Here is a 25,422-nt window from a genome sequence, read left to right on the forward strand (position 1 = left end):
TCTCTATGAGGACTCATGAGGGCAGTGTAGCGACACGGGCGGATCAGCGTGATACAGTCGTCGAAAAAAATCTGGACGCGCGGACCAGGCGTGGCCGTATCGTCCGAACGATGTGCCCGCGGCGGTGGCCGGTCCGGCCGTCCGGCGCGCCATCGGCATATACCTACGGAGGAGACATGAAGATCGCGCGCATTACCGCCGTTCCGCTGTCGTACCGATTGCCGGAGGGCAAGACCGTCGTGATGGGCATAGGCAGCACGCTCAAACGCGACGCCATCGTGGTCCGGGTCGAAACGACGGAAGGCATAACCGGCTATGGCGAATCCCATCCGGGCCGCAGTCCCGGCGCCATCGTCAGCCTGATCCACAACACGCTCGCGCCTTTGCTGGAAGGGATGGACGCCACGGACGTCGTGGGCGTGTGGCAGCGGGTGCATCGCATGCAGCTGTCCAGCCATGGCTTGGGCGCCGGCGCGGCGCTGGCGCATTCGGGTATCGACATGGCGCTTTGGGACATACGCGGCAAGGCGGCCGGGATGCCCTTGTACGAACTCATGGGCGGCGCGCGGAAACGCATTCCGGCCTACGCGGGTGGCATCGCGCTGGGCTACCAGCCGCCGGAGTCCCTGGCCGAGGAAGCGCAGGGCTATGTGGAGCGGGGCTATCGCGCGATCAAGCTGCGCATCGGCGACAGTGTGGAAAACGACATCGCGCGGGTGCGCCACGTGCGCAAGGCGCTGGGCGACGGCATCGATATCCTGACGGATGCAAACACGGCGTATACCATCGCGCAAGCGCGGCGGGTCATGCCGGTGCTGGCCGACATCCAGGCGGGTTGGCTGGAAGAGCCCTTTGCCTGCAACGATTTCGCCTCTTACCGGCAGGCCGCCGCCATCACGCCCCTGGTGCCTATCGCCGCCGGTGAAAACCACTACACGCGCTTCGAGTTCGCCCAGATGCTGGAGGCCGGCGCGGTCCAGGTCTGGCAGCCCGACCTGTCCAAGACGGGCGGCGTGACCGAGGGCATGCGCATCGGCGCGATGGCGTCGGCCTTTCGCATTCCGGTCCACGTGCATTGTTCGGCGACCGGGCTCAATCATGCCGCGTGCCTGCATTTCCTGGCGGCGACCGAGAACGCCGGCTACTTCGAAGCCTGCGTGTCCGCGTTCAATCCCTTCCGCGACATGTTCGGCACCATCTTCGAGATTGGCGCCGACGGATGTGTCGAACCGCCGTCGGGCCCCGGCCTTGGCGTGGAAGTGGACGAGGATATTTTCAAGCGCTACCCCATCATCGATGGTCCGGGATATGTCGTGAAATTCTGAAAAAAATACAGGCCGCCAAGGCCCGAGGAGACAAGGATGAAATTGCTGCACGGTATTGCCGGTGCTGTCTGCCTTCTGTTGTCGCTATCGGCGCATGCGGCCGATCCCGCCGAGTCCTATCCTGACAAGCAGATACGCATCGTGGTGCCGTATCCGCCGGGGGGCTTCAACGATACGCTGGGCCGCACCGCGGCGGAGTACCTGGGCACCCGGTGGAAAACGACGGTGGTGGTGGACAACCGGCCGGGCGGCAATACCCTGATCGGCAACACGATCGTCGCGCGCGCGGCCCCGGACGGCTATACCTTGCTCGTGACGCCGTTGCCGTTTTCCGCGCTGCCGGGCCTGTACCAGGACAAGATGCCCTATGACGCCGTCAAGGACTTCACGCCGGTGATCTGGGCGGGCAGTACGCAGAACGCATTGGTGGTGCGCGCCGATTCGAAATACAAGACGGTGCAGGACGTGATCGACGATGCCCGCAAGCATCCGGGCAAGATCAACTATGCCTCCACGGGTTCGGGTTCGTCCAACCATTTGTCGATGGCGCTCTTCGATTCGATGACCGACATCAAGATGACCCATATCCCCTACAAGGGCAGCGCGCCCGCGGTGACGGCCTTGCTGGGCGGGGATACGGATATGCTGTTCGATAACGTGCCGAACGTGTATCCGCAGATCCAGGCGGGCAAGCTGCGCGCCCTGGCGACCACCGGCCTGAAGCGCTCGCCGATGTTGCCGGACATTCCCACGGTGGACGAATCGGGCGTGCGGGGATACGAGGTCACGGTATGGTTCGGCATCCAGGCCCCGGCGGGGACACCCAAGCCTATCGTGACCAAATTGAACCAGGAACTGGGCCGCATGCTGCAAGACCCGGAAGTCCGCGAGCGCTTCGCCAAGCAGGGTGTGCAGCCCGTCGGCGGCACGCCCGAGCAGTTCGCCAGGCAGGTCGCCAGTGAGATCAAGAAGTGGGGCGAGCTGATACAGCGGGCGGATATCAAGATCCAATAATGCAGGGATCGGCGCGCTGGCGTACGCCGCGGGACTTTTTCAGTCCGCGTGGACGCCGGCGCGCTGGATCACTTGCGCCCATCTCCGCGTATCGGACCGGATGCGTTCGGCGAATTCTTCCGGCGTGCTGTGGGTCGTGCGTATTCCGTACTCCGCCATGAGACTCACCATGCGCGGGGCAAGCATGACGTCGCCGATACCCTTGTTCAGGCGGTCGATAACCGCGCGCGGGGTGCCGGCGGGCGCCAGCACGCCGGACCACAGCGTGACTTCGTAACCCGCGAAGCCGGGAGATTCGGAGATGGACGGTACGTCCGGCAGGACAGGCAGCCGCTGCGCACTGGTGACGCCCAGCGCCTTGATCTTTCCTTGTTTGACCAGCTCGATGAAGTTGGACGAAGTATCGAACATCATCGAGATGCGTCCGGCCAGGAAGTCATTGATCGCGCCCGATGTGCCCTTGTAAGGGATATGCCGGATATCGACCAGCGCCGCCGATTTGAACATCTCGCCGGCAAGGTGGCTGGTTGTGCCATTACCCGATGAACTGAAGGTAAGTTCCCCGGGGCGGCTGCGCGCCAGTTCGGCGAGATCCGCCGCCGATTTGACCGGCAGGTCGTTATTGACCACCAGAAGGTTGGTCGTCAGGTTGGTCAGCGAGATGGGCGCGAAGCTCTTCTGGGCGTCATACCGCAGCTTCGGATAGAGCGAAGGATTGATGGTAAGCACGCCCATCGTGGAATACAGCAGGGTATAGCCGTCGGGCGCCGCGTTCGCCACCGTCTCCGCGCCTATCGCGCCGCCCGCGCCGCCACGGTTTTCCACGACCACCGATTGCCCCAGTTTTTCGCCCAGGTCCCGCGCCAGCGCCCGTGCCATCAAGTCGGTCGCGCCGCCCGCGGGAAATGGGACCACCAGCCGGAGGGGGCGGTCAGGATAGTCGCCCGCTCGAGCGCCCGGCGCCCAGCCCAAGCCCAGGCACAGGCCGACGACGGCAACAGCATGTGCGATGCGCACGGTGTCTCCTTACTTTTTTGGTTGGTCCGGCCGTGGGGATGCTATATGCCCTTGCCCGAAACAGGTATGCGACCGCCGGCAAATCAGGTATGCATGGGCGCAAGCGATCCTGGGGCACGCTGTCCAGCCGGAGGGAAAGGTATATCCCCGGAGTTATGGTTGATAATTTAAATTCATTTCAGACTGCATGGCTCCGTCGGGATAATTTCCTCGTAATACGAACCACGAACAAGGACGGATGATCGCGGCGGCCAGGACGGCACGCGGTCAATCCGCCCGACGCCGACTCCGCCGGGCCCCGCCCCGCGGTCGGCATAGCAGCCGCGCCATGCGGCGAGCTATATGGAGACAGACATGGCCATGCTTGACCGCGCGCGGATGCCGCGCGCCGATACCGCGCGCCGATACCGGACAGCGCTTCGTCCGCCGCTTCGCACCCGCATCGCTGGCATGGAAAGCGCGGCGACATGCGGCCTGGCCGGCAGGCTTGGACGTCGCCGGCATGGACGGCCGCATCTCGGCCAGCGCTTGAACCCCACGTAGCGGCCTGTCGCGAATACGCCGCCGCTTCGGACGCAATATCCATATCGACCCGCCACGCCATCGATGTGCCCGATCCGGGCCGCCCGGGCGCGGCGCATGTATGCGCCCATCGACGTCGCGTCGCGGGCGTTGCATGGACCACATTGGACCCACCGGACTGCCCAGGACGATACGCATGCAGCTAGCCAAACACTATATCGACGGAGCATGGCTCGAATCCGTCGCGGGACAGGGGCGCCATGGCCTCTCGAACAATCCCGCGACCTCTGAAGCGGCCGCCCGCTACGCCGATGGCGGCGTCGAGGAAGCCCGCGCGGCCATCGATGCGGCGCGCCGTGCGTTCGACCGGACCTCGTGGCGCAGATCGCCGCGGTTGCGCGCCGACGTGCTGTGGGACTTCGCCGTGCGGCTGGACGCCCGCAAGGAAGAAATCGCCGATTGGCTCGTCACGCTGAACGGCAAGCTGCGCCGCGAGGCCATGGGCGAGATCCTGGCCGGCGTTTCGGAGCTGAAGTACTACGCCGGCCTGGCGCGCAATCTGTTCGGCCGCATCATCGAAGTCGAGCCGGGATGCCACGCATCCTTGCGGCGCGAGCCGGCCGGCGTGGCCGCCATCATCCTGCCCTGGAACGCTCCCATCACCCTGCTGGTGCGTTCCCTGGCGCCGGCGCTGGCGGCGGGCTGCGCCACCGTCATCAAGCCCGCCTTCCAGACGGCGCTCGCGCACAACCTGGCGCTGGAGTGCCTGACTGTCGACGGCCGCGTTCCCGCCGGCATCGTCAATTCCGTCATCGAAAGCGGATCCGCCGTATCGGAAGCGCTGTGCGCGTCGCCGGAGGTGGACGTGGTCAGCTTCACCGGCTCCACCGCCGTCGGCAAGAAGATCGCCGCTGCCGCGGCCGGCACGCTGAAGCGGCTGTCGCTGGAGCTGGGTGGCAAGGCGCCGGCGCTGGTTTTCGCGGATGGCGCCTCGGATGCGACGGTCAAGGGCATCACCGCGGGCAGCCTGATACTGGCGGGCCAGCAATGCACCGCCATCAGCCGCGTCCTGGTCCAGGACAGCGTCTATGCCGACTTCACCCGGCGGCTGGCCGAGGCCTACCGCGCGGTAAGGGTAGGGCTGGGCAGCGATCCCAACTCGCAGATGGGCAGCCTGATCGATATCGCCAACCGCGACCGTATCGCCGGGCTGGTGGATCGCGCCGCCGATGTCGGGGAGGTTCTCGTGCATGGCCGGGCTCCCGGCGGCGAGCTGGCCAAGGGCGCCTTCCTGGCGCCCAGCCTGGTGGCGGTCGAGGATCTGGATTCGGAATACGTGCAGCGCGAATTGTTCGGCCCGCTGCTGGTCGTCGAACGCTTCAAGGACGAGGAGGACGCCATACGCCGCGCCAACGCGACGCGCTACAGCCTGGCCTCCAGCGTATGGACGGCCGACGGCCTGCGCGGCGAACGGGTCGCCGCCCGGCTGCGCTTCGGCACCGTGTGGGCCAATACCCACAACCGGCTCTTCGCCGAGGCCGAGACGGGCGGCCACGCCGACAGCGGCTATGGCCGCCTGCACGGGGCGGAAGGGCTGAACGATTTCCTGGAAACCAAGCATTACTACTTCGAGACCGGCGCGTGAAGCCAAGCCCCATCGCGACGGACGCTTCACGGTGGCACATCGAGGCAAGGAACAACGACATGGGAGACGATATGGACACGCAGCACGCGGCATCCGGCGCGCAGACGGAGCGCACGACGGCGCACTATTTTCTCGAAGGCCTGGCCGACACCGGCGTCGAGTACATCTTCTCGAACCTGGGCACCGACCACGTGACGCTGATCGAGGAACTGGCGCGCTGGCGCCGCGAGGGACGCCGGGCGCCCGCCACCGTGCTTTGCCCGCATGAGAATGTGGCCATGCACATGGCCGCGGGCTACGCCGCGATGACCGGCCGCGGGCAGGCGGTGATGGTGCACGTGGATGCCGGCACGGCCAACGCGGCCATGGGCATGCACAACATGTTCCGCAGCCGTTTGCCGGTGATGCTGATGGCCGGCAAGGCGCCGTATACGCTGCGCGGCGAGTTGCCCGCCTCGCGCGATAACTATGTGCACTTCGTCCAGGATCCCTTCGATATCGGCAGCCTGGTGCGCCCCTATGTCAAATGGGAATACACGCTGCCGTCGGGCGTGGTCGCCAAGGAGGCGCTGCGCCGCGCGCATACGGTGATGCAAAGCGATCCCCCGGGCCCGGTCTATATGACCTTGCCGCGCGAGACGCTGGCCGAATCCTGGCCGGCATCCGGAATGCCCGCCTATCCCGCCGATCGCTATGGCGCGGTTACGCTGGGCGGTATCGATCCGGAGCAGGCCGAGGCGATCGCGCGCGACCTTATCGCCGCGCGATCGCCCATCGCGGTCACTGCCTACCTGGGCCGCAATCCGGCGGCCGTGCCGGCGCTGACCCGGCTGGCGGATCGTGTCGGCATGCGGGTCTATGAGTTCATGCCGACGTATATGAACGTGCCGCGCGACGCGGCGTGCTTCGGCGGCTTCGACCCCAAGGCCGGCCTGGCCGGCGCGGACTTCGGCATGCTGCTGGACGTGGACGTACCCTGGCTGCCGGCGTTTGCCAGCGAGAACCCGCGCACGGCGTGGACGCACATCGACGTGGACCCGGTCAAGCGGGACTTCCCGATGTGGGGATTCGCCACGCACCGGCGCCTGCAGGCGGATTGCGCCCGTGCCCTGGAGCAGGTGCTGGCCGCCGTGGACAGGCTGGCCACCAGGGAATTCGACGAACAGGCGCAAGGCCGTCGCGCCGGCTGGACTGCGGAGAACGAACAGCGCAAGGCCAGCCTGGCGCGTGCCGCGTCGCAGCCCGGCACGCCGGGGGCGCTGTCCGCGCAATATGTATGCGCTGTCGTCGGCAAGGCGATATCCGGCGACGATGTGGTCGTCAACGAAGCCATCCGCAATTCGCCGGCGGTGCTGGGCCAGATCCCGCGCAGCCGCCCGCTGTCGCTATTGGGATGCTCGGGCGGCGGCCTGGGATACAGCGGCGGCATGGCCTTGGGTGTGAAGCTCGCACGGCCGGATGCGCGCGTGGTGCAGATCGTGGGCGATGGCGGATTCCATTTCTCCACCCCGACCTCGGTCTACGCGGTCGCGCAACAATATCGCCTGCCCATCTTCACCGTGGTCCTGGACAACGGCGGCTGGCAAGCGGTCAAGGAAGCGGTGCTGCGCGTGTATCCGGACGGCGAGGCGGCCGGCGTGGGCGACTTCCAGGCCAGGCTCGCGGGCCATGGCGAACGGCGCTTCGACCAGGTGGCGGCCGCCTTCGGCGCGCATGGCGAATACGTGACGGAGCCTGGCGAACTGGAGGCGGCCACGGCGCGCTGCCTGGCCGCGGTCGACGCGGGACAGGCCGCGGTGATGCACGTGCGCATCGCCGCGCTGTAGGGTGCGGCGATGCGGCGCATATTGATCGTCGGTTGCGGCGCCATGGGCGGCATCTTCGCCGCCCATCTCCAGCAGCTTGCCGACGTGACGGTGCTGGACGTCAACGCGGCCCATGTCGAAGCGATACGGGCGAACGGCCTGCGCGTCGAGGGGCCCCAGCCCCGCACGGTGCGGCTGCGCGCGGCCATGTCGGCGGACGAGGTCGCGGGCGAGTCCTTCGATGCGGTGATCTTCCTGACCAAGTCCGGCCAGACCGCCGCGGCGTGGTCGGCGCTGCGGCCGGTATTGCGGGGTACCCCTCTGCTGGTCACCCTGCAGAACGGCATGGGCAACAGCGAGACGCTGCAGGATGGCAGCGATTTCCCGGTGGCCCGTGGCGTGACGCTGGATGCCGGCCGCTTCCTGGGGCCGGGGCAGGTCGAGCATCTGATCCGCGGCAACACAACGTGGATCGGGCCGATGCGTGGCACCGTGGAGGATTGCGCGTGGCTGGCGAGGCTCCTGGGCGATGCGGGCATGCCATCGCAGGCCATCGAGGATCCCATGGACGCGGTGTGGTCCAAGTTCGTCTTCAACGCGGTGATGAATCCCGTCGGCGCTTTGCTGCTGGGCGTAAATCGCGCGCGCTACGACGTCCCCCAGGTGCGCGACCTGATCGACGACCTGGCGCGCGAGTGCACCGATGTGGTGGCGGCGCTGGGCGGGCGGCTGGCTTTCGATCCCATGCAGCTGGTCAAGCAGACGCGCGCGGGCGAACGCCCCATCACCCGGCACGCGGGATCCATGGCCCTGGACATCGCACGCGGCGCCGCCACCGAGATCGACGAATTGACGGGCTACGTGGTGCGTGAAGGCGATCGCCTGGGCGTGGACGTGACGGCGTGCCGGACAGTCTATCGCCTGGTCAAGGGACTGGAGCTGGCGCGTGCCGTCCAGCTGCGGGAGCAGGCGGGAAACGCTCGGCCATGATCCGGGTTCCGGGGCATGCCGCCGGGCGCAGGGGTAATACGAAATAAGTACGGCCGAAGAAGCCGGCGATAACAACGCATAGAACTTTGGAGACTTCCCATGATTTTGTCGCTTTGCCGCGCGCGCTCGGTGGGGGCGCTGTTCCTGGCCGCCGCCGCGCTGGCCGCCCCGTCTGCCCACGCCGACGATACATATCCTTCCAAGCCGATTTCCATCATCGTCGGCTATAGCGCCGGCGGGGCCAACGACCTGCTGGCCCGGCTGGTGGGCGAGAAGATGTCCGCGTTGCTGAAGCAGCCGGTCATCGTGGAAAACAAGCCGGGCGCCGGCTCGATCATCGGCGCGAACTTCGTCGCCAAGGCGAAGGCGGACGGCTACACGCTGCTGATGGGCGCGAGCGGCCCGATCTCCTTCAACCCGGCGCTTTACAAGAAGCTCCCCTACGACCCCCAGAAGGACCTGACCCCCGTGTCGCTGGTCGGGACTTTTCCGCTGGTGCTGGTGACGCAGAAGTCCAATGAAGAGACCCGCTCTTTGCCGGGATTGATCGCCTATGCCAAGGCCCACCCCGGAAAGTCCAACTACAGCGCGAGCTCGGCCTCATTCCAGTTGATCACCGAGCTGTTCAAGCGGCGCACGGGTACGCAATTCGAGTACATCCCCTACAAGAGCAGCTACGAATCCGTGATGGCCGTCAGCACGGGCGACGCGACCATCACCCTGGCCGACTCCAGCCCCGCGATGCAAGGCATATCCGGCGGCCGCGTGCTGCCGCTGGCGGTGACTTCGCCGCGCCGCATCGCTTTCCTGCCCGACACGCCGACGCTGAAGGAACTGGGCATCGATATGAACGTCGAGCTGTGGAGCGGGATCTTCGTGCCGGCCGGCACGCCCGCGCCCGTGGTACAGAAGCTGGAAGCCACCCTGAAGACGGTCATGGACGATGCCGACGTGCGCAAGCGGGTGGAAGGCATGTCCATCACGCCCGTAAGCAGCACATCCAAGGCCTTCGCCGAACGCATCGCCGAGGAAATTCCCTTGTGGAAGAAGGTCGCGGAGGACGCGGGGATACAGCCCAACTAGGGAAATCCGGTCGGTGCTAAGCTTTCTGCGCCATGCCGACCAAGCCCATCAAGACCTCCCAGCGGGTATTCGAGATACTAGAGGCCTTCGAGACCCAACAGCGCCCCATGGCCCTGAAGGACTTCACGCGGGCCTTTGGCTATCCGGCCTCCAGCGCATCGGCGCTGCTGAAAAGCCTGGTGACGCTAGGCTATCTGGACTACGACCGCTTTTCGCGCACCTATATGCCGACCATGCGTATGGCGTCGCTCGGTACGTGGGTGCAGCGGGCGTTGTTCGGGCAGAACGAACAGGTGTTGCGGCTGATGCAGCGGCTGTCCGAAGCCTACGGCGAAACGGTCACGCTGGCCGCGCAAAGCGACCTGTACGTCCAGTACGTCTACCTGATTCCCTCGCGCCTGCCGATCTGGTATGCGGTTCCCATCGGCACCATCCGCCCCATCGCGAGGTCGGGCAGCGGCTGGGCCATGCTGGGCGTTCGCAGCAATGAGGAAATCGCCCAGCTGGTGCGGCGCATCAACTTCCATGAGCCGGATCCAGCCAGGAAGGTGTCGCTGGGCGAGCTGATGGCGCATGTCGAACAGGGCCGCCGCGACGGCTACGTATTCAACAAGCACACCCTGGAGCCGGGCGCGGGCGGGATCTGCATGGTGCTGCCCGAGCGCCGCTTCGGCCGGCTGTTCGCGCTGGCGGTCTCCGGCCCGGTGGAACGGCTGGAAGAAAAGGAAGCGGACGTGGTGGCGTCGTTGCGGGCCGGCATCTCGCAAATGGAGGCGGGCGGCCCGGGTCCCGCGGACCGTCCCGCGCCGTCTGCCTGACCCGCCGGCACCCGCCGGTCCAAAGGCTCCGGAATTTCACATATATGTAAATGCAGCGTCGATACGGCTTTCCGGCGCGGTTTCCAGGCACGGTGATAGAGTAATCGCGAGGCAAAAAAAAAAGCGCGTCCCAAGCCGCGTCCGCCTCCCCTCGCGTAGGAGACTCACCATGCGCATCCAGCGTCTGCACCCGGACTTTGGCGCCGAAATCCACGGCATCGGCCTGATCGATGCGGCATCCGACGCCGGCGCCTTCGCCCAGGTACGCGCCGCCTTCGAGGAATACTCCGTACTGGTCTGGCGCGACCAACCCATCACCGACGACGTCCAAGCCGTTTTCTCTCGCGGGTTCGGGCCGTTGGAACTGGTCAAGGTAGGCTCGGCCGGGCATGGCACCTTCTATTCCCGTATGAGCAACATCGGCCCCGATGGCAAGATCGTGCCGCCTAGCGACAAGGCGCTGCTTATCGCGCGCGCCAACCAGCTGTGGCATACGGACAGCTCGTTCAAGAAGGTACCGGCGGTGGCATCGGTCCTGTCGGCGCGCGTTATCCCGGAACAGGGCGGTGAAACCGAATTCACGTCTACCCGCGCGGCATGGGAAAGACTGCGCCCGTCCGAGCAGGCGCAGCTGCGCGACGCGGTGGCGATCCATAGCTACGCCACGTCGCGCAACCAGATCGATCCCACCATGATGACGCCGGAGGAGCACGCGAGCCTGCCGCCGGTGCGCCGCCGCCTGACCTGGTGCAATCCCGTGAATGGCCGGCGCTCGCTGTACCTGGCATCGCATGCCGGCGGCATCGAAGGCATGGGCGAACGGGAAGGCGCCGAACTGCTGGCCTACCTGATGGCGCATGCCACCGAGCCCGCGCATACCTATGCGCACAGCTGGAAGCCGGGCGACGTGGTGATGTGGGACAACCGGGCCACCATGCACCGTGGCAAGCCATGGGGCCCCGCGCAGTTGCGATCCATCGTGCGCACGACCATCTCGGCGACCGAAGAACATGGCGTGAGGGACGTCCTGCCCGAGCTGTGGGACCAACGCGCAGCAGCCTGAAGGCCGCGCGCGGCGGAGCCGGAAAGGCCCGCATAAAAAGAGAGGAGACATCATGAAAGTCAGCTCCATGACTGCTGCCTGCGTACTCGGCATGCTGACCGCGATCCCGCAATCGGCCATTGCCGGTGGGCCCGGCGACTACCCCGACCGTCCCGTGCGCATCATCGTTCCCTACCCCGCGGGCGGCTCCACGGACATCCTGACCCGGCTGCTCGGCAAAGGCCTGACCCAGCGCTGGGGCCAGGCAGTGGTCGTGGAGAACCGGGGCGGTGCATCGGGCATCATCGGCACCGAGGCAGCCGCGCGCTCGGAGCCCGACGGCTATACGCTGCTGATGAATGGCAGCGGCCCGCACACCGTGAACATCAGCCTGTTCGATAAGCTGCCCTACGATCCCGTCAGGGACTTCGCACCCGTCGTGCGCGGGATGACGATCCCGCTATTGATGGTGGCGCCGGCCAACGCGCCCTATGGCGACGTCAAGTCCTTCATCGCCTGGGCCCGGCAGCACCCGCAGACGGCCAACTATTGTTCGATCGGTCCCGGCTCGCCTTCGCATTTGGCGGGTGAGCTGTTCAAGTCGATGTCCGGCCTGAGCCACCTGACACACGTTCCCTACAAGGGTAGCGGCCCGGCGATTATCGACACCATCTCCGGCACGTGCAACGTGATGTTCGACGCCGCGCTGTCGTCCGGACCGCAGGTCAAGAACGGCAAAATGAAGTTGTTGGCGATCGGCACCGAGCAACGCGACCCGTCCTGGCCGAACACCCCCACCGTGTCGGAAAGCGGCCTGCCGGGCTTTAGCGCTTACACCTGGAGCGCACTGTTCGCGCCGGCCGGGACGCCCCCAGCCATCGTCAGGAAGATCCAGCAGGATGCCGACGTGGTGCTGCAGAGCGAGGAGGTCAAGAAGGCGCTGCTGGAGCAAGGCGCGCAGCCGGGCGGCGGTACCTCCGAGGACTTGAAGAAATTCGTGGACAGCGAAATTGCCAAGTGGGCCAAGGTGATCAAGGACAGCCACATCACGATGAACTGAGTCTGCCCGGATGGAGACGCAAACAATCAGGGTCAAGAGGAATGAATCTAGCGATCGTAGGATGCGGTGTCGTCGGCTCGTCGTGGGCACTGGTCTTTTCCCGAGCCGGGCACGACGTGGCGATTTACGATCGCTCGCCCGATGCCGCCAAGGCGGCCCTTGCTTTCGTCGCCTCGGTCGATGCTTCCTGCGCAAAGCGATGCCGCATAGCCACCGATCTGGCCGATGCGCTGGCGCAAGCAGACTATGTCCAGGAAAGCGCGCCGGAGCGGCTGCCCATCAAGCAGGCGCTGTACAAAGAGATGGAGCCCCTTCTGGGCGCTACCGCTATCGTCGGAAGTTCGACATCCGGGCTTCCCGCCTCGAGCTTTACCCGGGACATCGGAAATGCCGAGCGCTGCCTGGTGGCCCATCCGATCAATCCGCCTCACCTGATACCCCTGGTGGAGCTGGTTCCGGCGCCAGGCACGGCGCCCGAAACCATACGCTTCGTCCATGATCTGATGCGCGAGCTCGGCCAAAGCCCCATCACGCTGACGCGGGAGATCAACGGTTTTGTCGTGAACCGCCTGCAAAGCGCGGTGCTTGGGGAAGCCTTCCGGCTGGTGGGGGACGGCATTTGCACGCCCGAGGAAGTGGACATGGCGATGGCCGACGGCCTCGGCCTGCGCTGGTGCTTCATGGGGCCGTTCGCGACCATCGACCTGAATGCGGCGAACGGCCTCGCGGAATACTGCGCGAATCTCGGTCCCATGTATCACCGACTGGCGAAGGAGCAGGCCGATCCGCGTGAATGGGGGCCGGACCTGGTGTCCGGCATAGACGCCAGGATGCGCTCGCTCGCGCCGGCGCAAGCCCTGCCGGAGCGCCGCCGTTGGCGCGATCGCTTCCTGGCGCGCATCATCGAGGCGAAGCGGGCGATCTACAAGGAGCTTGGCGCCTGAGCCGACGCCGCAAGGCTCTGCTCAGCGCCCCGGCGCAAGGTAGTCCGCTATGTAGCGCTCATATACCTCGACCTGGCTCAGGCGATCCATCAGGGCCCCGGGCGCGACACGCTCCGGCACGGTGCACCCCAGGCGTTGCCGTTCGGTCCGCACGGCGTCGTAGAACGCCTGCGCCGCATCGGCGTAGGGCCTGTGGCCTGAAAACCCGATGCGCACGCCGCGGTCGGCCAGGTACTGCCTATCCTGCAGCAGCTCGGGGCCGCCACCGGCCAGGATAATTGGCAGGCGTACCTCCTGTGCGATCCGGTCCAGATCGGTGCGCTGCTTGAGCCAGGGGATGAACAAAGCGTCGGCGCCCGCTTGTTCGTACGCCCGCAGGCGGCGTATCGTCCCTTCTACGCCTTCGAGCGCCAAGGCGCTGGTGCGCGCGAAAATCGCCATGCCCGAATCGCCGCGCGCCCACACCGCGGCGCGGATCTTGTCCACGCCTTCTTCCAGCGTAATCAACTGGAATGGACCGGGAGCGCCGTGCGCGCGGGGCAGCAGCGTGTCTTCGATCGAGATGCCGCTCGCGCCCGCATCCTGCAGCTCTTGCACGGTGCGCATCACGTTCAAGGCATTGCCGTATCCGTGGTCGGCATCCACCAGCAGGCTGAGCTTGGCGACGCGGGCGATACGCCGGGTTTGTTCGGCCAGTTCGGAAAGCGTCAGCACGATCAGGTCGGGCGCGCCCAGCACGGCCAGGGAAGCCACCGAGCCCCCCAGCACGCCGACCTGCACGCCCAGCTCATCGCCGATACGCGCCGACAAGGGATCGGCCACCGAGCTCGCCAGCACGCATTCCTTGCCCGCCAGGATTTGCCGCAAGCGGCTGCGACGGTCATTCACATTCATGGACGATCTCCGTTCATTCTCGGTTCGACCGGGCCAGGCGCCCGTTGCGTCGCTAGTATTTTCCGGGGTGCGAGTTGCGAAGTCCATCGATACCCTCGCGCCGCATCCGCATCCGCATCCGCATCCGCCCGCGCGGGGCATCGCTCCAGACCGGCAAAGCGCGACGCTCGCGCGCGGTAGGGGCTCCGGCTCTCCGGAGCGGCTGGTGCGGCAGTCGGCCGGGGAATGAGAAAATGGCAGGAACTCCGGCGCGAGAGGCGGCCCGGCGTCGTCCATCATTCTTTCAAGGGAAAAATGAACCAGCGGAATGTCACCTACCGGATGATCGAGGCATTCCAGGCCGCCATGTTGCACGGCGGGATCAGCGCCGGGGCCGATGCGCTGGGGATATCGCAGCCGGCCATGAGCCGGCTCATCGCCGACCTGCAGAAATCGATAGGTTTCCCGCTGTTCGCCAAGAGCGGGCGCACGGTCAAGCCCACGGATGAAGCGCATGCCTTGATGGCGAAGGTGCAGCAGTCCTTCCTGGGCCTGGAACAGATCGTGGATTTCTCCGCCCAGTTGCGCAAGCAGAAGCTGGGCCAGCTGAGCATCTGCGCCATTCCGTCCATCGGCCACTCGATCATGCCCAGGGTGGTCGCGCAGCTCCGGCGGAAGTTTCCCGATGTGTTGATCAGCCTGCAGGTCAGCTCTTATGTCGACGTGGCGCGTCAGGTCAAGACGCGGCAGGCGGATATCGGATTGACCGGGGATACCTTCTCGCTGGGCGGCCTGGAGACCGTCGCGGAGTTTTCCGCGGACTGCGTTTGCATCGGGACGCCCGCGTGGCTGGACCCGCGCGCCGAGCATGTGGACGTGCAGGAGCTGGGCCGGCTGCCGTTCATCGCGCCGACGGGTACCTTCCGTCCTCGCCTGGACGCCTGGCTCAGGGCCAACGATGTGCGGGTCGACGCCATGGCGGAGGCATCGCTCTTCCAGTCCATCAGCGATCTCTGCCTGGAGGGGCTGGGCGTCGCCGTCGTCGATCGCCTGACCGGCATCAAGCACCGGGAGCGGGGCGGCCTGACCCTGCCGCTGCGGCCCTCCATGGCCTACACCGTCTATGCGACGGCGATGAGCGATACGCGGATGTCCGCGCCGGCGCGCGAGCTTATCCGGCTGGTGGCCGCGGCGCATGGCTGACACATAACATCCAGGTATGGGTTGATCACCTGGGGTCCATGGATGCGCAGCCGATGACTTCTTAGGATGGAGCCTCAATAAATTCCAAGGGGAATCCTGATGTCCTGGAGCATCGCATGCCGGCCGTGGATGGCCGCCGTTTCAATGGGGATGGTCTTTGCCGCGCCGGCGGCGCGGGCCGACTGGCCCGAGCGGCCCATACGGTTCGTCGTCAATGCCGCCGCGGGCGGCGCGGCGGACGGCACGGCCCGGGTGCTGGCCGAGGGGCTGGGCAAGCGATTGGGGCAGCCGGTCATCGTTGAAAACCGGCCGGGCGCCTCGGGTGCGATCGGGCTGGACATCGTCGCCAAGGCGGCGCCCGATGGCTACACCATCGGCAACGCCAACCTGGCGACGTACACCGTCACCGCGTTGACCGCGACGTCGCTGCCTTACAAGCCCGCGACGGACTTCACGCCCATCGCCAAGCAGTGGACGCAGCCGAATCTGCTGGGCGTCAGCCCCAAGCTGCCGGTGAAGACCGTCGCCGAGCTGGTGGCCTACGCCAAGGCGCACCCCAACGCAGTCTTCTACGGCTCCACGGGAACCGGCACGGCCCTGCACGTCCTGGGCGCCTTGTTCGCGAATCTGTCCGGCGCGCAACTGACGCATGTGCCTTACAAGAGCGCGCCCGCGGCCGAGCTCGATCTGTCGACCGGACAGATCCAGATGATGTTCAGCAACTTCACGTCCATGGAGCCGCAGGCGCGCGCGGGTCGTATCCGTGCATTGGCCATTACGGGACCGCAGCGTTCTCCCATGCTCCCCGATGTGCCCACGATCCGGGAGGCCGGTTACCCGGCGCTGGAGATGGAGACCTGGGGCGGAGTCGTCGGCCCCGCGCATATGCCGCCGGACATCGTGGAAAAGCTGAATCGCGAGATAAACGCGGTGCTTGCCGACCCCGCGGTCATCAAGAAACATGCAAGCCTGGGCGCGACGGTGGCGCCGGCCTCTATCGCCGACTTCAAGCAAATGCTCGATGCCGACAGCGCCCGCTGGGGTGAAGTGATCAGGCGCAACCACATCACGCTCGAGTAGCAAAGCCGTATGTCCTCGAATGAAACCATCGTCGTAGGCGGCGGCCTGGTCGGCGCCGCCATCGCGTACGGGATAGCCAAGACCGGTGGCGCGGTGACCTTGCTGGACCAGGGCGATGTTGCGCATCGTGCCTCGCGCGGCAACTTCGGCCTGGTGTGGCTGCAAAGCAAAGGCGCCGGCTTCCCGCGCTATGCCCAATGGAGCCGTGACGCGGTCGATCACTGGGGGCCGCTGGCCAGGGAGTTGGCCCAGCTTACCGGCGTCGATGTCGACCTGCGGCAGAACGGCGGCTTCTGGATCGGGTTCAGCGAAAAAGAGATGATCGAACGCCAGGCCATGCTGGCCGAAATCAACGTTGACGGGCGCACACCGTTCGAGATGCTGGATCACGCGGACCTGAAAGCCCGCTTGCCGGCCATCGGTCCCAAGGTCGTGGGCGGAAGCTGGTGTCCCCTGGATGGCCATGTGAACCCCCTGAAGCTTTTGCACGCCCTGCACGCCGGCCTGAAGCTGCGCGGCGGGCGCATCTGCAATGGTGTCGATGTGCGAGAGGTCGGTCCCACCTGCAAGTCTCCGGGTTTCCAGGCCCGCTCGGCCGACGGGCGTACGTGGACCGCGGACAAGATCGTGCTGGCCGCCGGCCTGAGCAACGACACGCTTGCGTCCCGGTTGGGCCTGCATGCGCCCGTCGTGGCGAACCGTGGCCAGGTCTTGATTACGGAGCGGCTGAAGAAATTCCTGCCGTATCCGACGAACAAGGCACGCCAGACGGCCGAAGGGACCGTCCAGCTGGGGTTCTCGGTAGAGGACGTGGGCCTGGACGACGGCACGACGGTGTCCGCCATCGAATGGATAGCACGGCGCGCGGTGACGACGTTTCCGCTGCTATCCACGGTCAAGCTGGTGCGCGCATGGGGCGCGCTTCGGGTCATGACACCCGATGGCGCGCCGATCTACCAGGAGTCGGCGAAATTCCCGGGCGCATTCGTCGCGACGAGCCATAGCGGTGTGTCGCTGGCGGGTTCGCATGCGTATGAAATCGCGCCATGGATTGCCGGCGTCAAGCCGGCTCCGCATGGCTTGGAGCAGTTCGCCGGGGAGCGCTTCCTCGACCCCGATAGGAAGTTCAGCAATGCTCACTAAGGACCACGAGACCGCCGTTTCCCTGTTCGTGCCGGAAGCCAGCCCCGGCGCGAAGATGGTCCGGATTCGATTCGAGGGCACGTCCCTGGCGGTGCCGGAAGGCGTCAGCCTTGCGTCGGCCTTGCTGATGTCCGGTGTCCGGGCATTCAGGTCCACCCCGGTCTCCGGAGCGCCCCGGGCGCCCTATTGCATGATGGGCGTCTGCTTCGAGTGCCTGGTGGAGATAGACGGCCGGCCCGGCAGGCAATCGTGTCTCGTCCCGGTTCGCGAGGGGATGGTGGTCCGGCGCCAGGAAGGCGCGACCGAGCTGGATGAACCGGGCGGGAAGGGTTGATATGGATTCGAATGTCGAGCAGTTTGACGTGGTGGTCATCGGTGCAGGCCCGGCGGGACTGTCCGCGGCGATAGAGGCGCGGGTTGCAGGTTTGAGCGTCGTCCTCCTGGACGAGCAGCGGCGCGTGGGCGGGCAGATCTACCGCGCCATCGAGGATGCCCCGGCGCGCCGGCGCAAGGTTCTCGGCGCGGATTATGCCGCCGGCGCGGCGCTGGCCGAGTCGTTTGCCGCCTGCGGCGCGGTCCATCGGGCGGGCGCCGCGGTGTGGAACATAGACCGGGACAGGACGATTTCCTATCTGCACGAGGGTCGCGGCGGAACGGTGCGCGGACACGCCGTGGTGCTGGCCACTGGCGCGATGGAGCGCCCGTTTCCGGTACCCGGATGGACCTTGCCTGGCGTCATGGGCGCGGGCGCGGCGCAGATACTGTATAAGGCGTCGGGCGCGATCCCGTCCGAGCCGGTCGTCATTGCGGGATGCGGGCCGCTGCTGCTGCTCCTTACCCAGCAGTATCTGGACGCCGGGGTAAAGATCAAGGCGCTGGTCCAGACGACCGGCACCGCGGATTACCTGCGCGCAGCCCCGCATCTCTTGCGGGCCATGCAGGGTTGGAGCGACCTTGCCAAGGGCGCGAGGATGCTCAGGACGATACGCGCGCACGGCGTGGAAACGTACACCGGCGCAAGCGGCTTTTCCATCGAAGGCGAGGGCGGGGCCGAGGCCATTACGTTCCGGCATAAAGGCCGGCAGCGGCGCATTGCGTCGTCCTTGATCCTGCTTCATCAAGGGGTGGTCCCCAATACGCAACTGAGCTGGTCGCTGCGCGCCCAGCATCGGTGGGATGAAGGGCAGCTCTGCTGGATACCGCGGACGGATCCATACGGCCAGATCGACGACACGCGCATCTATATCGCGGGCGATAGCCGGGGCATCGTGGGCGCGAAGGCATCGGCGGCGCAAGGACGCCTGGCCGCGCTGGATATCGCGCGCCGCCTGCGGAACCCGGAGCCCAAGGCCATGCGGCGCCGCGAGACAGAAGTGCTGGGCCAGTTTCGCAAGTATGTCCGCATCCGCCCCTTCCTGGACGCCTTGTATCGCCCCCGCGACGATCACCGTATTCCGGCGGACGAGAACGTGGTCGTCTGTCGTTGCGAGGAAGTCACCGCCGGAAAGATCAGGGAGTACGTGGAGGTCGGCTGCCTGGGACCGAACCAGGCCAAGGCTTTCGGACGGTGCGGGATGGGGCCGTGCCAAGGCCGCCTCTGCGGCTTGACCGTGACCGAAGTCATCGCGGACGAACGCAAGGTCGGTCCGCAGGACGTCGGCTACTACCGGATCCGGCCGCCCATCAAGCCCATCACGCTGGGCGAACTCGCGGATCTCGAAGAATAGTTTCTCAACCTGCCCTGTAGAGTCTCAGACATGGAAATCAAACGCATCGCCACCGACACCCGCCGCTCGCGCGCAGTGGTCTACAACAATATGGTGTTCGTGGGCGGCCAGACCGCCGACGACCGCAGCCAGGACATTCGCGGCCAGACGGCCCAGACGCTGGCCAAGATAGAAAAATTCCTGGCGGAAGCCGGGACGGACAAGAGCCGCCTGCTGACCGCCCAGATCTGGATCAAGGACCTGGAGCGCGATTTCGCCGGCATGAACGAGGTCTGGGATGCCTGGACCGCGCCGAACGCGGCGCCTACCCGCGCCACCGCTCAATGCGAACTGGCCGCCAAGGATATTCTTGTCGAGATCGTTGTCACCGCTGCCGTCCAGCCGCAGTCGCGTTCCGTGTAGCCGCTGGGGAACCGCCAACCCGTCGACATTGATACTACGTCAGGTGTTCACCGGGCGGCTTGCCGATACGCTGTCGGCGCGGCGCCGCTCGTCGCGATGGCGGGCTGCATTGGCCAGGTCGGCGATGGGTGACAGCAGGCCCGGGTCGAACGCTTCATGGCTTTCGCCCGCCCGCAACTTCGCGGGCCAGTCCGCATGCGTGAGCGCGCCACGACCGAGCGAGATGAAGTCCGCCTCTCCCCGTGCCAGCATCCCGGTGGCCTGCATCGGATCGTGTAGCGAACCGTTCGCCAACACCGGAACCGGAACGTGCCGTCGCGCCAGGGCCGCCAGGCTGGGGCCCTGGTCGCCGAAAGCCGGCTGCCAGGCCTGGAATTCGGTGGTGTGCACGTAATCGATGGGCAGCGCGCCCAGTGTGAGGAAGACCTGGGCGGCATCCGCCTCGCCGCCTTCCCATTTGTGGGTGAAGTCGTTGACCTTGCCTTGCGAACAGCGCACCCCCACGATGAAGTCATCGGCCGTGGACCGGCGGACGGCCTGTATGACTTCCACCGTCAAGCGCAGGCGGTGTTCCAGGCTGCCACCGTAGCGGTCCTGGCGCAGATTGGTGTAGGCGGTCAGGAACTGGTCCAGCAGGTAGCCGTTGGCGGCGTGTATTTCCACGCCGTCGAATCCGGCTTCCCGCGCCCTGCGTGCCGCTTGCGCGAAACCCTCGATCGCTACGGCGATGTCTTCATCGGACATGGCTTCCGGCATCCGGTACGGACCATCACCCCGATAGAACGTCATTTGCCGTCCCTTGGGCAACACGGCCGATGGACCCTTCGTCGATGCGCGATACCGATTGCCTTGCGACAGCGCGCCCGCATGCATGAGTTGCGCCACGATGCGGCCGCCGCGCGCATGGACGCGGTCGACCACGGCGCGCCAAGCATCCCCTTGCGCGTCGTCGGTCAGACCCGGCTGGAACAGGTAGCCCTGCGCATACGACGTGTCCGTATAGATGCCTTCGGTGATAATCAATCCGAAGCCGCCGGCGGCGTAGGCTTCGTAGTACTCGGCCATTCGCGGCGTGGCATGGCCGTCCGCCGTGGCGCTGACCCGGGTCATAGGCGCGACCGCGAGCCGGTTGGACAGGCTCACGGCCTTGCCCACGCGTAGCGGTGTGAACAATCTGGCGTGGGCGGTTCGGGCGTCGCTTGCCTGACGATCGACGAGTGCGTCCATGTCAGCGTCCCTCGGCCTGGCCTACGGCCGCGATGGCCTCGATTTCTATCATGGCGGCGGGATCGTATAGCGCCTTGACCTCCGCGATCGTGTCGGCCGGGTAGGGGGCCGAAAAGAAGCGGCGGCGCAGCGCCACCACGTCCTGGAAGCGGCCCATGTCGGTGACGAAGATCGTGACCTTGATTACGTCCTTCAAGCTGGAGCCGCCGGCCTCCAGCGCGCGGCGTAAATTCAGGAAGGCCTGCTCGCCTTGCGCCGCGAAGCCGCCGCTGACGATCTTGCCATCGTCGCCCGCGCCCGCCTGGCCGGAAATAAAGAGCAGATTCCCGAACCGGATGCCCTGTGAAAGCAGGAAAGGAGCGTAGTTGTCCGGCCGGGTAATGACTTGTTCGAGCATGGTGCAGTTTCCTTCATTCGTGATTGTTGATGGATCGGGGACATATAGAGCGGTCCGTTCCGTCAATGTAGGTGCGGGGCGCCGGCGCGACAAAGGTTGGTTTGTCAGCTATAAGATGAGATAAATTCATCCGCCTGAGCCGTTCGCCATGCAACGTCGATCCCTGCCGCTATCGGCGCTTCGCGCATTCGAAGCCGCGGCCCGCCTGGGCAGCTTCAAGGCCGCCGCCGACGAGCTGGCCGTGACGCCGACCGCCGTCAGCCACCAGATCCGTGCGCTGGAGGCGCAAACCGGGCTGGCGCTGTTCGATCGCCGGATTCGCAAGGTCTTGCTGACCGATGCCGGCGCACAGCTTTATCCGGTACTGCGCGACGGCTTCGATGCGTTCGAGGCCACGCTGGCGCGGTTGACGCGGCAACATCTGCGCAGGCAGGTGACGATCTCCGCGACGAACGCCTTTACCGTGAAATGGCTGGTGCCGCGCATGGCGGACTTCCGGCGCCGGCATCCCGGCATAGACCTGCAGTTGCTGGCCAGCGATGACGTGGTCGACCTGCGATCGACCACGGTGGACATCGCGATCCGATACGGCAGCGGACCGTATCCCGGTCTTGCCAGCGAGCCGCTATTCACCGATCGCTTCGCGCCCGTGGCCAATCCCCGCCTGGGTGTGGCATCGCCCGAGGATCTGGCTCGCGTTCCCTTGATCCGCTTCGATTGGAAGCGGCGGCACCCGCACAACCCGACCTGGGGAGCTTGGTTCAAGGCCGCCCGGCGAAAGGAACCGCGGTCGGCGGGGCACCTGCGGTTTTCCGACGAAGGTCATGCGATACAGGCGGCCGTCGCCGGCCATGGCGTCGCGCTGGTCAGCCTGGCATTGGTCGCCGATGAGCTGAAAGCCGGCCACCTCGTGCAGCCCTTCGGGCCGGCGATGGACGGGCACACCTATCATGTGGCCACGTATGCGGACCGGCCAGCCTCGGCGCCGGTGCAGGCCGTTGTGCGGTGGTTGCGTGCGCAGGCGGCGCTGCCCGAAGCCGGAAACTGAGGCGAAGCCTGCGGGCGTGGCGCAGAACTAGCGTCTCAGGGCAGCACCAGCGCAAGCGTCTCTTTGACTTCCTCCATGACGACGTAGCTGTGCGAGGACGCCGAAGCAGGCAGCCGCTTGAGCAGGTCGCCCAGCAGACGGCGATACGCGCTCATCGCCGTCAGGCGTGCCTTGACCAGATAGTCGAACTCGCCGGACACCAGGTGGCATTCGAGGACCTCCGGCACCTTGAGTAGTTCCGCGCGCACCTTGTCGAAGACGTCTCCGGACTTCGCCGATAGCTTGATTTCCAGGAACACCAGGAGCTCGCGCCCGAGCGCCTGCGGGTTCAGGTGCGCGTGATATCCCGTGATGACGCCATCGCGTTCCAGACGGCGGACACGTTCCGCGCAGGGCGTCGCGGACAGGTTGACCTTGGCGGCGAGTTCCGTGATGGCGATCCGCCCGTCGCGCTGCAGGATGTCCAGGATCTTGTAGTCGGTGCGATCTAGTGGGCGCATGTTTTCTCTATCTTGGATAGGAAATCGGACTCGGTATAGCGGATTACGCTGGAATGACGTGGAACTATGGTTAAAAACACTAGCAGGACCCAAATAGAATAGTGATTTGACCATATAAAAAGGGGATGCGGCCATGCACGTGGTCGTTCTGGGTGGCGGTGTGATCGGCACCACCACGGCGTATTACCTGGCCCGCCACGGCGCGCGCGTTACCGTGCTGGAACGGCAGCCTGGCGTCGCGCTCGAAACCAGCTTTGCCAATGCGGGGCAGATATCGCCCGGATACTCCACGCCGTGGGCGGCGCCCGGCATTCCGTCCAAGGCCATCAAGTGGATGTTCCAGCGGCATGCGCCCTTGGCCTTGCGCTGCGACGGCAGCCTGTTCCAACTGCGTTGGCTGGCCGCGCTGCTGGCCAATTGCAATGCCGGGCGGTATGCGGTCAACAAGGAGCGCATGCTGCGCCTGGCCGAATACAGCCGCCATTGCCTGCATGCATTGCGCGCGGAAACCCGTGTCGAATACGAAGGCCGCAGCCTTGGGCTGCTGCAGCTCTTTCGCGATGCCGCGCAATTCGAGGCGGCGCAGCGCGATATCGCCGTACTGCGGGAGCAGGGCATCCCGTACGAGCTGTTGAGCGGCGCCGAACTGGCCAAGGCCGAACCGGCGCTGGCGCATGCACGCTGCGAGCTGGCCGGGGGGCTGCGGCTCCCGAATGACGAGACCGGCGATTGCCATTTGTTCACGCGCGAGCTGGCCATACGGGCGGCGGGGCTGGGCGTGACGTTCCGCTACGGGGCGCAAGCCGAGGCCCTGGCCGTCGAAGGAGACCGCGTGGCAGGTGTGCGCGTCGGCGGCCAGCTGCTGCCGGCCGATCGTACGGTGCTGGCGCTGGGCTCCATGTCCCGTGGGCTGGCCGCGCCCCTGGGGCTGGATCTGCCGGTGTATCCGGTCAAGGGATACTCGCTGACCGTCCCGATCGTCGACGAGTCGGCGGCGCCGGTGTCCACCTTGCTGGACGAAAGCTACAAGATCGCCGTCACCCGGTTGGGGCAGCGTATCCGCGTGGGAGGCATGGCCGAGCTGTCGGGCTACGACCTGCGCTTGAACCCGCGCCGCCGCGAGACCTTGACCATGGTCTTGCAGGACCTGTATCCCGGCGCGGGCGATGTGGAGCGGGCCGATTTCTGGACCGGCCTGCGGCCCATGACGCCCGACGGCACGCCTATCGTGGGCCGCAGCCGCTACCGGGATCTGTACCTGAACACCGGGCACGGCACCTTGGGATGGACCATGGCCTGCGGCTCGGGCCGTATCGTCGCCGACCAGGTGTGCGGGCGCGCGCCCGAAATATCCGTGGAGGGCCTGGAATTTTCCCGGTACGGCGCATGAGCAGGCCTGCCCACGCCCGCATAGACCTCGGCGCCTTGCGCCGCAACTACGCCACCGCGCGGCGCAGCCATGGCGGCCAGGTGCTCGCGGTGCTGAAGGCGGATGCCTATGGCCATGGGGCCGTGGCGTGCGCCCAAGGGCTTGCGGGCCATGTCGATGGCTATGCGGTGGCCTTCCTGGATGAAGCGCTTGCCCTGCGCCAGGCTGGGATCGAAGCGCCTATCCTGGTGCTGGAAGGCGCTTTCGATGCCGAGGAAACCAGGGTGGCGGCGGCGCGCGCTATCTGGCTGGCGGTACATCGCCGCGAGCAGATCGAATGGATCGCCGCGGCGCCGAACGTGCGTAGCGCGGGCCGGAAGACGGTCGAGGCGGCCACGATTCATGCATGGCTGAAGGTGGATTCCGGCATGCATCGCGCCGGCTTCATCGGCGACGACGTGCGCGCGGCGTACCAGCGATTGCGCGCCTGCCGCAATGTCGGCGGTATTTCACTGATGACGCACCTGGCGCGCGCGGACGAGCCCGCCAGCGACATGACTGACGCGCAGATCCGCGCTTTCGACGCCGCCACGCAGGGCCTGGAGGCGCCGCGCAGCGTATGCAATTCCGCGGGGCTGGCCGCGTGGCCGCGGGCGCGGCGCGATTGGGGGCGGGCGGGCATCATGTTGTATGGCGTCGATCCCATGGACCCGCCGGCGCTGGCCCTCGAGCCCGTCATGACGCTGAGCAGCCAGGTGTTCTCCGTGCGCGACGTGGCGGTGGGGGAAACGGTGGGCTACGGCGCCCGGTTCGTCGCGCGGCGGCCGACCCGCGTCGGGCTTGTCGCGCTGGGATATGCCGATGGTTATCCGCGCAACGCGCCGGACGGGACGCCGGTTGCGATCGACGGGCGGCCTGGGCAACTCATCGGCCGTGTTTCGATGGATATGCTGACCGTCGACCTGACCGACCATCCGCAAGCCGGCATCGGCAGCACGGTGGAGCTATGGGGCAGGCAGGTGCCGGTTGCGCAAGTGGCCAAGGCGGCCGGGACCATCGCCTACGAGATACTGTCCAACGTCAAGCGCGTCACGCGCACGTATATCGGATAAAGGGCTCCGCATTAAGCTTTCTGTAGGGTGACGCCACTTGTTCACGAAAAATTGACATTCGCGGGCTCGGCCCAGG

Annotated in this window: 24 protein-coding genes; 19 read left to right on the plus strand and 5 right to left on the minus strand. The window is 66.2% G+C overall.

Features of this window, described 5'->3' with window-relative positions; genetic code table 11:
* Positions 1 to 176 precede the first annotated feature (176 nt).
* A complete protein-coding gene (locus BAU06_RS03150) occupies positions 177 to 1,325 on the plus strand; it encodes a mandelate racemase/muconate lactonizing enzyme family protein (RefSeq protein WP_066344193.1) in 1,149 nt (382 codons plus the stop codon).
* A 36-nt stretch (positions 1,326 to 1,361) separates the two neighbouring features.
* Positions 1,362 to 2,339: a Bug family tripartite tricarboxylate transporter substrate binding protein gene (locus BAU06_RS03155; RefSeq protein ID WP_066344195.1), complete on the plus strand. Its 978-nt coding sequence runs from the start codon at positions 1,362 to 1,364 to the stop codon at positions 2,337 to 2,339.
* 39 nt (positions 2,340 to 2,378) lie between these two features.
* On the opposite strand, the gene BAU06_RS03160 is transcribed toward BAU06_RS03155, so the two are convergent.
* On the minus strand, positions 2,379 to 3,356 hold the full coding sequence (locus BAU06_RS03160) for a Bug family tripartite tricarboxylate transporter substrate binding protein (protein WP_082993501.1): 978 nt from the start codon (positions 3,354 to 3,356) through the stop codon (positions 2,379 to 2,381).
* A gap of 718 nt (positions 3,357 to 4,074) precedes the next feature.
* Here BAU06_RS03160 and BAU06_RS03165 point away from each other — a divergent pair.
* From BAU06_RS03165 to BAU06_RS03200, 8 genes are all read left to right on the plus strand, one after another.
* Entirely contained in the window at positions 4,075 to 5,523 is a 1,449-nt protein-coding gene (locus tag BAU06_RS03165) for an aldehyde dehydrogenase family protein (RefSeq protein ID WP_066344197.1), read from the plus strand.
* A gap of 59 nt (positions 5,524 to 5,582) precedes the next feature.
* Positions 5,583 to 7,349, plus strand: a complete 1,767-nt coding sequence (locus BAU06_RS03170) for a thiamine pyrophosphate-requiring protein (RefSeq protein ID WP_231933985.1) — start codon at positions 5,583 to 5,585, stop codon at positions 7,347 to 7,349.
* Positions 7,350 to 7,358: 9 nt separating this feature from the next.
* On the plus strand, positions 7,359 to 8,318 hold the full coding sequence (locus BAU06_RS03175) for a ketopantoate reductase family protein (protein WP_066344202.1): 960 nt from the start codon (positions 7,359 to 7,361) through the stop codon (positions 8,316 to 8,318).
* A 99-nt stretch (positions 8,319 to 8,417) separates the two neighbouring features.
* Positions 8,418 to 9,401: a Bug family tripartite tricarboxylate transporter substrate binding protein gene (locus BAU06_RS03180; protein ID WP_066344205.1), complete on the plus strand. Its 984-nt coding sequence runs from the start codon at positions 8,418 to 8,420 to the stop codon at positions 9,399 to 9,401.
* Between the two features lie 32 nt (positions 9,402 to 9,433).
* Positions 9,434 to 10,219 carry an IclR family transcriptional regulator gene (locus BAU06_RS03185; protein WP_066344212.1) on the plus strand — a complete coding sequence of 262 codons (786 nt, stop codon included), beginning with the start codon at positions 9,434 to 9,436 and terminating at the stop codon, positions 10,217 to 10,219.
* 169 nt (positions 10,220 to 10,388) lie between these two features.
* Complete coding sequence (locus BAU06_RS03190; RefSeq protein WP_066344213.1) at positions 10,389 to 11,282, plus strand: TauD/TfdA dioxygenase family protein; 894 nt, start codon at positions 10,389 to 10,391, stop codon at positions 11,280 to 11,282.
* A 52-nt stretch (positions 11,283 to 11,334) separates the two neighbouring features.
* On the plus strand, positions 11,335 to 12,321 hold the full coding sequence (locus tag BAU06_RS03195) for a Bug family tripartite tricarboxylate transporter substrate binding protein (protein ID WP_066344215.1): 987 nt from the start codon (positions 11,335 to 11,337) through the stop codon (positions 12,319 to 12,321).
* Positions 12,322 to 12,362: 41 nt separating this feature from the next.
* Positions 12,363 to 13,265: a 3-hydroxyacyl-CoA dehydrogenase gene (locus tag BAU06_RS03200; protein WP_066344219.1), complete on the plus strand. Its 903-nt coding sequence runs from the start codon at positions 12,363 to 12,365 to the stop codon at positions 13,263 to 13,265.
* Positions 13,266 to 13,286: 21 nt separating this feature from the next.
* Here the strand turns inward: BAU06_RS03200 and BAU06_RS03205 are convergent, their stop codons facing one another.
* Positions 13,287 to 14,159: an isocitrate lyase/PEP mutase family protein gene (locus BAU06_RS03205; RefSeq protein WP_066344221.1), complete on the minus strand. Its 873-nt coding sequence runs from the start codon at positions 14,157 to 14,159 to the stop codon at positions 13,287 to 13,289.
* 294 nt (positions 14,160 to 14,453) lie between these two features.
* On the opposite strand from BAU06_RS03205, the gene BAU06_RS03210 reads away from it, so the two are divergent.
* From BAU06_RS03210 to BAU06_RS03235, 6 genes are all read left to right on the plus strand, one after another.
* The gene (locus tag BAU06_RS03210) at positions 14,454 to 15,341 is read left to right on the plus strand and encodes a LysR family transcriptional regulator (RefSeq protein ID WP_066344225.1); all 888 of its coding nucleotides are present in this window, start codon (positions 14,454 to 14,456) and stop codon (positions 15,339 to 15,341) included.
* Positions 15,342 to 15,440: 99 nt separating this feature from the next.
* Positions 15,441 to 16,421 carry a Bug family tripartite tricarboxylate transporter substrate binding protein gene (locus BAU06_RS03215; RefSeq protein WP_066344226.1) on the plus strand — a complete coding sequence of 327 codons (981 nt, stop codon included), beginning with the start codon at positions 15,441 to 15,443 and terminating at the stop codon, positions 16,419 to 16,421.
* Positions 16,422 to 16,430: 9 nt separating this feature from the next.
* The gene (locus tag BAU06_RS03220; protein ID WP_066344231.1) at positions 16,431 to 17,564 is read left to right on the plus strand and encodes an NAD(P)/FAD-dependent oxidoreductase; all 1,134 of its coding nucleotides are present in this window, start codon (positions 16,431 to 16,433) and stop codon (positions 17,562 to 17,564) included.
* Positions 17,554 to 17,898, plus strand: coding sequence for a (2Fe-2S)-binding protein (locus BAU06_RS03225; RefSeq protein WP_066344233.1), 345 nt, complete (start codon positions 17,554 to 17,556; stop codon positions 17,896 to 17,898). The genes BAU06_RS03220 and BAU06_RS03225 overlap by 11 nt, the downstream gene beginning before the upstream one ends.
* A gap of 1 nt (position 17,899) precedes the next feature.
* On the plus strand, positions 17,900 to 19,291 hold the full coding sequence (locus BAU06_RS03230) for an NAD(P)/FAD-dependent oxidoreductase (RefSeq protein WP_066344237.1): 1,392 nt from the start codon (positions 17,900 to 17,902) through the stop codon (positions 19,289 to 19,291).
* Positions 19,292 to 19,321: 30 nt separating this feature from the next.
* Positions 19,322 to 19,693, plus strand: a complete 372-nt coding sequence (locus BAU06_RS03235) for a RidA family protein (RefSeq protein ID WP_066344238.1) — start codon at positions 19,322 to 19,324, stop codon at positions 19,691 to 19,693.
* A gap of 39 nt (positions 19,694 to 19,732) precedes the next feature.
* On the opposite strand, the gene BAU06_RS03240 is transcribed toward BAU06_RS03235, so the two are convergent.
* Positions 19,733 to 20,920 (minus strand): oxidoreductase, encoded by a 1,188-nt coding sequence (locus tag BAU06_RS03240; RefSeq protein ID WP_066344240.1) that lies wholly within the window; start codon positions 20,918 to 20,920, stop codon positions 19,733 to 19,735.
* A gap of 1 nt (position 20,921) precedes the next feature.
* The gene (locus BAU06_RS03245) at positions 20,922 to 21,317 is read right to left on the minus strand and encodes a RidA family protein (RefSeq protein ID WP_066344246.1); all 396 of its coding nucleotides are present in this window, start codon (positions 21,315 to 21,317) and stop codon (positions 20,922 to 20,924) included.
* Positions 21,318 to 21,465: 148 nt separating this feature from the next.
* Between BAU06_RS03245 and BAU06_RS03250 the strand changes: the two genes are divergently transcribed.
* Positions 21,466 to 22,365, plus strand: a complete 900-nt coding sequence (locus BAU06_RS03250) for a LysR substrate-binding domain-containing protein (RefSeq protein ID WP_066344248.1) — start codon at positions 21,466 to 21,468, stop codon at positions 22,363 to 22,365.
* A 35-nt stretch (positions 22,366 to 22,400) separates the two neighbouring features.
* Here the strand turns inward: BAU06_RS03250 and BAU06_RS03255 are convergent, their stop codons facing one another.
* The gene (locus BAU06_RS03255) at positions 22,401 to 22,865 is read right to left on the minus strand and encodes a winged helix-turn-helix transcriptional regulator (RefSeq protein ID WP_066344249.1); all 465 of its coding nucleotides are present in this window, start codon (positions 22,863 to 22,865) and stop codon (positions 22,401 to 22,403) included.
* Between the two features lie 133 nt (positions 22,866 to 22,998).
* On the opposite strand from BAU06_RS03255, the gene BAU06_RS03260 reads away from it, so the two are divergent.
* On the plus strand, positions 22,999 to 24,255 hold the full coding sequence (locus BAU06_RS03260; protein WP_066344254.1) for a D-amino acid dehydrogenase: 1,257 nt from the start codon (positions 22,999 to 23,001) through the stop codon (positions 24,253 to 24,255).
* Positions 24,252 to 25,346: an alanine racemase gene (gene alr / locus BAU06_RS03265; RefSeq protein ID WP_066344258.1), complete on the plus strand. Its 1,095-nt coding sequence runs from the start codon at positions 24,252 to 24,254 to the stop codon at positions 25,344 to 25,346. Before BAU06_RS03260 ends, alr begins: the two co-directional genes overlap by 4 nt.
* Positions 25,347 to 25,422 lie beyond the last annotated feature (76 nt).

The sequence above is a fragment of the Bordetella bronchialis genome (assembly GCF_001676705.1).
GTDB lineage: Bacteria > Pseudomonadota > Gammaproteobacteria > Burkholderiales > Burkholderiaceae_B > Bordetella_C > Bordetella_C bronchialis.